The sequence below is a fragment of the Streptomyces sp. NPDC057302 genome, assembly GCF_042667685.1.
Taxonomy (GTDB): Bacteria; Actinomycetota; Actinomycetes; order Streptomycetales; family Streptomycetaceae; genus Streptomyces.
The window spans coordinates 48,388-57,372 of the sequence record NZ_JBHUZJ010000064.1; the positions used below are offsets into that span (position 1 = coordinate 48,388).

The 8,985-nt window shown below is 74.7% G+C and carries 1 protein-coding gene; it reads right to left on the reverse strand.

Going from position 1 to position 8,985, the window contains the following annotated elements; translation table 11 throughout:
• Positions 1-18 precede the first annotated feature (18 nt).
• The gene (locus ACFUPX_RS32655) at positions 19-8,985 is read right to left on the reverse strand and encodes an SDR family NAD(P)-dependent oxidoreductase (protein ID WP_383330928.1); all 8,967 of its coding nucleotides are present in this window, start codon (positions 8,983-8,985) and stop codon (positions 19-21) included.

An 8,985-nucleotide genomic window follows, 5' to 3' on the forward strand; every position in this document is an offset into this window, starting at 1 on the left:
CGTTGCGGTCCGACACGGTCACGAGGTCTCAAGTTCGTCGTCGAGGTAACCGAAGAGTTCGTCGTCGGTGGCCGAGGTGAGGTCGGACTCGACGTCCTCGTCGATGTCGTCGGCCCGCGCGTCGCTCCACTTGGCGAGCAGGGCCCGCAGCCGCAGGTCCACCTTGGTGGCGGCGCCGTCGTCGTTGGTGAGGGCGAGCAGGGTGTTCTCGAGGCGGTCGAGCTGGTCGAGTACGCCGGTCTCCGGCTCGGGCTCGGTGCGCGGCAGGAGCGTGAGTACGTGCCGGGTGATCGCGGCGGCCGACGGGTGGTCGAACACGAGCGTCGAGGGCAGCCGCAGCCCGGTGGCCTCGGTGAGCCTGTTGCGCAGTTCCACCGAGGTCAGTGAGTCGAACCCGAGGTCCTGCAGCGCGCGGCCGGGATCGACCTGGGCGCCGGCCGCATGGCCGAGCACCGCCGCGACCTGGGCGCAGACCAGGTCGAGGACCGTCTGTTCGCGGTCCGCGGCGGACTGTGCCGCGACGGTGTCGGTGAACGTCGTGCCCGCGGCGGCGGTCGCCGTCGTGACGCGACGGGCGGGGGCGCGAACCAGGCCCCGCAGCATCGGGGGCAGGGTGCCGTCCGCCGCCTGGCCGCGCAGCGTCGTCGTGTCGAGGAGGAGCGGTACGAGTGCGGCGCGGTCGTCCCGCGTCGCGGCGTCGAACAGCGCGAGGGCGTCCTCGGTGGGCAGTTCGAGGATGCCGGAGCGGCCGAGCCTGGCCCGGTCCTCCGCGTCGAGGCCCGCGGTCATGCCGCTCGCGGCCGCCCACATGCCCCACGCCAGTGAGACGCCGGGCAGGCCGAGGGTGTGGCGGCGCCGCACGAGTGCGTCCAGCGCCGCGTTCGCGGCGGCGTAGCTCGCCTGGCCCGCGCTGCCGATGATGCCGGCCGCCGAGGAGAACACGACGAACGCGGACAGGTCGGCGTCCCGGGTCAGTTCGTCCAGGTGCAGCAAGCCGTCGACCTTCGGGCCGAAGACGCGGTCGATCCGCTCGGGCGTCAGCGATTCGAGGACGCCGTCGTCGACGACTCCCGCCGCGTGCACGACCGCGCCGAGCGGCCGGTCGAGGGAGGCGAGGAGCGCGGCCACCGCGTCACGGTCGGCGATGTCGCACGCCGCGACGGTCACTTCGGCGCCCATTGCCGCCAGTTCGTCGCGCAGTTCCTGTGCGCCGTCGGTCGCCGGCCCCTTGCGTCCCGCGAGGACGAGGTTGCGGACGCCGCGGTCGGCGACCAGGTGCCGGGCCACCAGCGCGCCGAGCGTGCCGAGTCCGCCGGTGACCAGGACCGGGCGGTCCGGGTCGAGCGGGGCGGGCACGGTCAGGACGACCTTGCCGCGGTGCGGTTCCCGGCCGAGGTGGTGGAAGGCCTCGGGCGCGCGGCGGACGTCCCAGGCGCGCACCGGCAGGGGGCTCAGCACGCCTGCCGCGAACAGTGCGAGCACTTCGGCCAGCATGTCCTGGAAGCGGTCGGGGTCCACCTGCGTCCGGTCGAACATGGCGTACTTGACGCCGGGCGGCAGGTCGTCGGGCTCGGGTACGTCGTCCTTGCCGAGCTCGATGAACCGGCCGCCGTCGGAGAGCAGCTCCAGGGACGCGTGCACGAACTCCCTTGATTCCGGGGCACTTTCGACGCGTTCCGGCTTCTGCGGCGATGCGGCGGGCAACTCCCGTACCGGCGAGTTCAGGACCACCTCCACGCCACGGCCGCCGGTCTCGGCGGCGAAGTCCGCCGTGAAGCCGGTGTCGAGCGAGGACGCCAGGTGCGCGTCGGGCACGCCCGCCGCCCGTACGGTGTCCCGCTCGGCGGGGCTCACGGTCGCGAACACCTCAGCGCCCCAGTGCCGGGCGAGCTGGACGGCCGCCATGCCGACATCGCCTGCCGCGTCGTGCACGAGGAGGGACTCGCCGCGACGCAGGTCTGCCAGGTCGTGCAGGGCGTAGTAGGCGGTGAGGAACGCCAGCGGTACGGACGCGGCGTGCGCGAAGGTCCATCCGGCGGGCATCGGGGCGATCATCCTGCGGTCGGTGACCGCGAGCGGCCCGAAGCACTTGGTGGCCATGCCGAGCACGCGGTCGCCGACGGCCAGGTCCGTCACGGCCGCGCCGACCTCGGTCACGATGCCGGCGACTTCACCGGCCGGCTCGCCCGCGCTCCGGTGGGCGCCGAGAGCGATCAGCACGTCACGGAAGTCCAGGCCCGCCGCGCGGACGGCGATGCGTACGTCGCCGGGTGCGAGGGGCGCGGTCGCCTCGGGGTGCGGCACCAGGGCGAGGTCGTCCAGCGAGCCCCGCGCATCGACGTCGAGGCGCCACGGCCCGTCGGTGGGCTCGGGGAGCAGCTGGTCGGTGGTGGCGCGGGTGAGCCGGGGCTGGGTCACCAGGCCGGCCCGTACCGCCGATTGGGGTTCGCCGGAGGCCAGCGCGGCCGGCACGGCGATGGCGGACTCCTCGGTGTCGTCGAGGTCGACCAGGGCGAACCGGCCGGGGTTCTCGGTCTGCGCCGACCGCACGAGCCCCCATACGGCGGCCTGCGCCGGGTCGGGAGTTTCGGTGTCGACGGCGCCGCGGGTCACGAACACCAGGCGGGCGTCGGCGGTCCGTTCGTCGGCGAGCCAGTCCTTGGCCAGTTCCAGTGCCCAGGAGACCGTCTCGCGCGCTGCCGATCCGTCCGTGCCCGACGGCCGGGGGGAGAGTGCGAGCAGGTCGCTCACGCCGTCGAGGGCGCCGAAGTCGGGCACGACGGGCACATCGATACCGAGGTCTCCCCCGCCGAGCAGGGCAAGGCGGACAGGCCTGTCCCCGGTCGCGTCGGAAGGTGTCCACTCCAGCGCGAACAGGGCGTCGGTGGCCGGGGACGCGGCCTTGTGGAGTTCCACCGGTCGCATCACCAGCGACTCGACGCTCGCCACGGGCCTGCCCGTCGGGTCGGCGACGGCCAGCGACATCTGGTCCTGCCCGGTGGGCGACCAGCGCACCCGCAGCGTCGAGGCGCCGACGGCGTGCAGCCGTACGCCCGAGAAGCTGAACGGCAGCCGGGGGCCGCCGCCGATCTCGTCGAGGGCACGGAGGACCGGCGCGTGCAGGGCGGCGTCGAGCAGGGCGGGGTGCACGCTGAAGCCCTCGCCGCCGGTCCCGTCGGGCAGGGACACCTCGACGTACACGTCGGAGCCCAGGCGCCAGGCGGCGCGCAGCGCGCGGAACACCGGGCCGTAGCCGTAGCCGAGGTCGGTGAGGCGGTCGTAGACGTCGTCGGCGTCCATCGGTGTGGCGCCCTGCGGCGGCCACACGGACAGCTCGGTCGCCGGGGCGTCGCCCAGGGTGAGCGTGCCGCTGGCGTGCTCGGTCCACGGTGCGTCCCGGTCGGCGTCCTCGTCCCGCGAGTGCACCCGGATCGTGCGCCGGTCGTCGCTCTCCGCGCCGACCGCGACCCGCAGGACGCGGGCGCCGCGCTCGGGCAGGGCCAGCGGGGCGTGCAGGGTCAGTTCCTCGACGGTGTCGAGTCCGCAGTGGCCCGCGGCGTGCAGGGCGAGGTCGAGGAAGCCCGTGCCGGGGAACAGCACCCGGCCGCCGACACCGTGGTCGGCGAGCCACGGCTGGGTCCGCGTGGACAGCCTGCCGGTGAAGACGACGCCGTCGGCGTCGGGCAGTGCGACCGCGGCGCGCAGCAGCGGGTGGTCGCCGGTGGCGACGCCGAGGGCCGCCGTCGCCCCGTCGCCCGCGGGGGCGACGGCCGCGGTCAGCCAGTACTGGTCGTGCTGGAAGGCGTAGGTGGGCAGGTCGACGCGCGTGCCCTGGCCGCCGAGCACGGCCGCCAGGTCGAAGCGTGCGCCCCGGACGTGGAGTTGCGCGGCGGCAAGGGTCAGTGTGTCCGCTTCGGGCCGGTCGGTACGCAGCGTCGGCACGAAGACGGCGCCGGGGGCGCTGTCCTGGCCCATGGCGGCGAGCGCGCCGCCGGGTCCGACCTCCATCATGGTCGTCACGCCCTGTGCGACGAGGGCCGTGATGCCGTCGGCGAACCGCACGGGCCGGCGCACATGCCGTACCCAGTGGTCCGGTGACGTCAGTTCCTCGGCGTCGACGGGTGCGCCGGTCAGCGTGGACACGATCGGCAGTGCGGGCGGGTTGGCGCTCACGCCTGCCACGACGCGGCGGAACGCGTCGAGCATCGGCTCCATCAGCGGCGAGTGGAACGCGTGGCTGACCCGCAGTCTGGTCACCTTGCGTCCCTGCGCCTTGAGCCGGTCGGCGAGGTCGAGCACTTCGAGCTCACTGCCGGAGAGGACCAGCGAGTTCGGGCCGTTGATGGCGGCGATGCCCACGTTCTCGGAGCACTCCGGTGTGATCTCGTCCTCGGTGGCCTGTACCGCGACCATGACGCCGCCGGCGGGCAGCGCCTGCATGAGCGCGCCGCGTGCGGCGACGATCGTGCAGGCGTCGGCCAGGGAGAAGACGCCCGCCACGTGCGCGGCGGCCAGTTCGCCGACCGAGTGGCCGGCGAGCGCGTCGGGCGCCAGGCCCCAGGACTCCCACAGCCGGTAGAGCGCGACCTCGACGGCGAACAGCGCGGGCTGGGCGTACTCGGTGCGGTCGAGCGCGGTCTGGTCGTCGCCGAAGACGACGTCGCGCAGCGGCACGTCGAGCAGCGGGTCGAGGTGGGCGAACACCTCGTCGAGCGCGTCGGCGAACGCGGGGTGCGCCTCGTAGAGGCCGCGGCCCATGCCGATGCGCTGGGAGCCCTGGCCGGAGAACAAGACGGCGAGCCTGCCGCCGTCGGGGGCTCCACGCACCGTGCGGGGAGTGACGGCGCCCTCGGCCAGCGCTTCGAGACCGGCGCGCAGTTCGGGTGTGCCGGTGCCGAGGACGACGGCGCGCTGGTCGAGCGCGGCCCGCCCGGTCGCGAGCGTCGCGGCGATGTCCACCGGCGACAGTTCGGGCCGTGCGTCCACGGTGGCCACCAGCCGGGCGGCCTGCTCGCACAGTGCGGCGGTGTCGCGGGCGGACAGTGCCCACGCCAGGGTGCGGTCGTCGGGCTGCTCGACGGGGGCCGGGGCCGCGGGGGCGGGTTCGGCCTGTTCGAGGATGATGTGGCCGTTGGTGCCGCTGACACCGAACGCGGAGACGGCGGCCCGCCGCGGCCTGCCCGCCTCCGGCCACGGCCGCTGCTCGGCGAGGAGCTCCACGGCGCCGGTCGTCCAGTCCACGTGGTCGGACGGGCGGTCGAGGTGGAGGGTGCGCGGCAGTACGCCGTGGCGCATCGCCTGCACCATCTTGATGACGCCCGCGATGCCCGAAGCCGCCTGGGTGTGGCCGATGTTGGACTTCAGCGCGCCGAGGAACAGCGGCCGTTCGGCGGGGCGGTCCTGGCCGTAGGTGGCGAGCAGTGCCTGCGCCTCGATGGGGTCGCCGAGCCGGGTGCCGGTGCCGTGGCCCTCGACGGCGTCGACGTCGGCGGTGGACAGGCCCGCGTTCGCGAGCGCCGCGCGGATGACCCGCTGCTGCGCGGGACCGCTCGGTGCGGAGAGGCCGTTCGACGCGCCGTCCTGGTTGGTCGCGGAGCCCCGGACGAGGGCGAGCACCTCGTGGCCGTTGGCCCGTGCGTCGGAGAGCCGTTCGAGGAGGATCAGTCCCGCGCCCTCGCCCCAGCCGACGCCGTCGGCGGCGTCGGCGAAGGGCTTGCACCGGCCGTCGGGTGCCAGGCCGCCCTGGAGGCTGAACTCGGCGAAGGGCGTCGGCGTCACCATGATCGCCGTACCGCCCGCCAGGGCCATCGAGCACTCCCCCGACCGCAGCGCCTGCACCGCGAGGTGCAGGGCGACCAGGGAGGACGAGCACGCGGTGTCCACGGTGACGGCGGGGCCGCGCAGACCGAGGGAGTAGGCGATCCGCCCGGATACGACGCTCAGGGCGTCGCCGGTGAGCCGGTAGCCGTCCATTTCGGGGGTGGCCTGCTCCAGGGAGCCCGCGTAACTCTGCGATGAGGCACCGACGTACACGCCGGTGAGACTCTCGCGTACGGAGGTGGGGTCGATGCCCGCCCGCTCGAAGGCCTCCCAGGCCAGTTCGAGCACCTGCCGCTGCTGGGGGTCCATCGCGAGGGCTTCGCGCGGGGCGATGCCGAAGAAGCCCGCGTCGAACCCGCCCGCGTCGTCGAGGAAGGCGCCCTCCAGGGTGCGGCTGCGGCCCTGGGCCTCGGCATCGGCCGGGTACAGCCTGTCGGGGTCCCAGCCCCGGTCCTCGGGGAACGGCCCGATGGCGTCGTGCCCGTCCAGGACGAGCGACCACAGGTCCTCGGGGCCGCGTACGCCGCCGGGGTAACGGCAGCTCATCGCCACCACCGCGATCGGATCGTCGGCGGTGCGGGCCGCGGCCTGGGCCGGCGCGGTGGTCTGCCGCTCGCCGAGGACCACGGAGTACAGGTGGTCGGCGAGCGCCTCCGGCGTCGGGTGGTCGAAGACGACGGTCGCGGGCAGCCGTACGCCGGTGGCGGTGTTGAGGCGCTTGCGGAGCTCGATGGCGGTGAGGGAGTCGAAGCCCAGCTCGCGGAAGGCGCGGTCCGGCGTGACGGTGCCGGGTCCTTCGTGGCCGAGCACCGTCGCCGCGTGGCCGCGGACCAGGTCGAGCAGGAGCCGGTGCTGGTCGGCGTCGGCGAGCCCGGTCAGCCGGTCGGCGAGCGCGCCGCCGGAGGCGGGCTGTTCCACCGCGTCCTGTGCGGCGAGGGCGACGACGTCGGGTATCTCGCTGATCAGCGGGCGCGAGCGGGCCGCCGTGAAGCCGGGGGCGAAGCGGGCCCAGTCGATGTCCGCGACCGTCACGGTCGTCTCGCCCGTCGCGAGGGCGGTGGCGAGCGCGCCGACGGCGAGCTCGGGCCGCATGGGACGCAGGCCCCGGCGGCGCAGCTGGTCGTCGAGGTCGCCGGTCACCATGCCGCCGCCCGCCCACATGCCCCAGGAGACCGAGGTGGCGGGCAGCCCTTCGGTACGGCGGCGCTGTGCGAGGCCGTCGAGGAAGGCGTTGGCGGCGCCGTACGCGCCCAGTTCGCCGCTGCCCCACACCGCGGAGCCGGAGGAGAACAGCACGAACGCGTCCAACTCGCGTCCGGCGCACAGCTCGTCGAGGTGGGCCGCGCCGACGGCCTTGGCCGCCAGGGCGTACGCGAGGTCCGAGGTGTCCGTGTCGGCCAGCGGCAGGGACGGGACGGTGCCCGCGGCGTGGAAGACCGAGCGGACCGGGGTGCCGTCGGCGTCGAGCCGGGCGAACAGGTCGGCGAGGGCGGCACGGTCGGCGGCGTCGCAGGCGGCGACGGTGGCCTTGACGCCGAGCCCGGTCAGCTCGGCCGCCAGCTCCTGTGCGCCGGGGGCGTTCGCGCCGCTGCGGCTGGTCAGGACGATGTGCTCGGCTCCGTTGCCCGCGAGCCAGCGGGCCACGTGGCCGCCGATGGCGCCGGTGCCACCGGTGATCAGTACGGTGCCCTGGGCGCGCCAGGCGGCTGTCGCAGCCGGTGCGGGGGCCGGGGTGAGGCGTCGCACGGACACCCCGGATGCCCGGACCGCCAGTTGGTCCTCGTCCGCCTGCCCGGCCAGGGCTGCGGCGAGCCGCGTCGCGGTCCTGGCGTCGGGGGTCGCGGGCAGGTCGACGATGCCGCCCCAGCGGTCCGGGTGTTCGAGGCCGACGGCGAGGCCCAGGCCCCATGTCTGGCTCTGCGTCGGGTGGGTCAGCGGGTCGGACCGGCCGACGGACACCGCGCCGGTCGTGGCCAGCCACAGCGGCGCGCCGATTTCGGCGTCACCGAGTGCCCGCACGAGCGCCAGCGTGCCGGAAAGGCCGTTCGGGACGGTCGGCGCCGCGGGGTCGGGCCGTTCGTCGAGGGCCAGGAGAGAGAGCACACCACTGGGTACGCCGTCCAGGGCGCGCAGCGAATCGGCGGAACCGTCGGTCTCCAGGACGTCGGCTCCGTGGGCGCGCAGCGCGTCGACGGCCGCCGTCCGCCACGGGTGCTCGGCCTCGGACGGGGAGCCGATCACGAGCCAGGTGCCGGTCAGGGCGGGGGTCGTGGCGGTGGCAAGCGGGTTCCAGGTGACGCGGTAGCGCCACGCGTCGAGGGTGGAGCGCTCCTGACTGCGGCGGCGCCAGTCGGCCAGGCTGGACAGTACGTCGGTGAGCGGCGCGTCGGCGGGCACGTCCAGGGTCGTGGCGAGGTCGCCGCGCTCCACCGAGGACCAGAATTCCTCCAGGGCGGGGTCGCCGGCCGCGGACGGGCGGGCCGTCTCGTCGAGCCAGAAGCGCCTGCGCTGGAAGGGGTAGGTGGGCAGGTCCACATGCTGCCCGGCGGGCACCACGGCACGCCAGTCGAACGGCAGACCCTCCACGTACGCCTCGGCGGCGGACAGCAGGAACCGGTCGAGTCCGCCGTCGGTGCGGCGCAGCGTGCCCACGACTACGGCGTCGCCGCCGGTCGCGTCCAGCGTCTCGCGGACCCCGAAGGTGAGGACGGGGTGCGGGCTGCACTCGACGAACGCGCCGAACCCCTGGTCGAGCAGGCCGCGCGTGGCCTCTTCGAACCGGACGGTGTTGCGCAGGTTCTGATACCAGTACTCCGCGCCGACCTCGGCCCCGGTCAACCACTCCCCGGTGACCGTCGACAGCATCGGCACCTGTGCGGGCAGCGGCTCAACACCCGCCAGCACACCGGCCAGTTCTTCCTGGATGCGCTCGACGTGCGGCGAGTGCGAGGCGTAGTCGACGGGGACCCGGCGGGCGCGCACCTCATCGGCCGCGCAGGACTCCATCAACTCGTCCAAGGCGTCGGCGTCACCCGCCACCACCACGGAGCGCGGACCGTTCACGGCAGCAAGCGAAATCCGCCCCTCCCACCGCGCGATCCGCTCACGCGCGGCCTCCACCGTCACCGCCAGCGACACCATGCCACCCTGACCCGACAGCGCCAG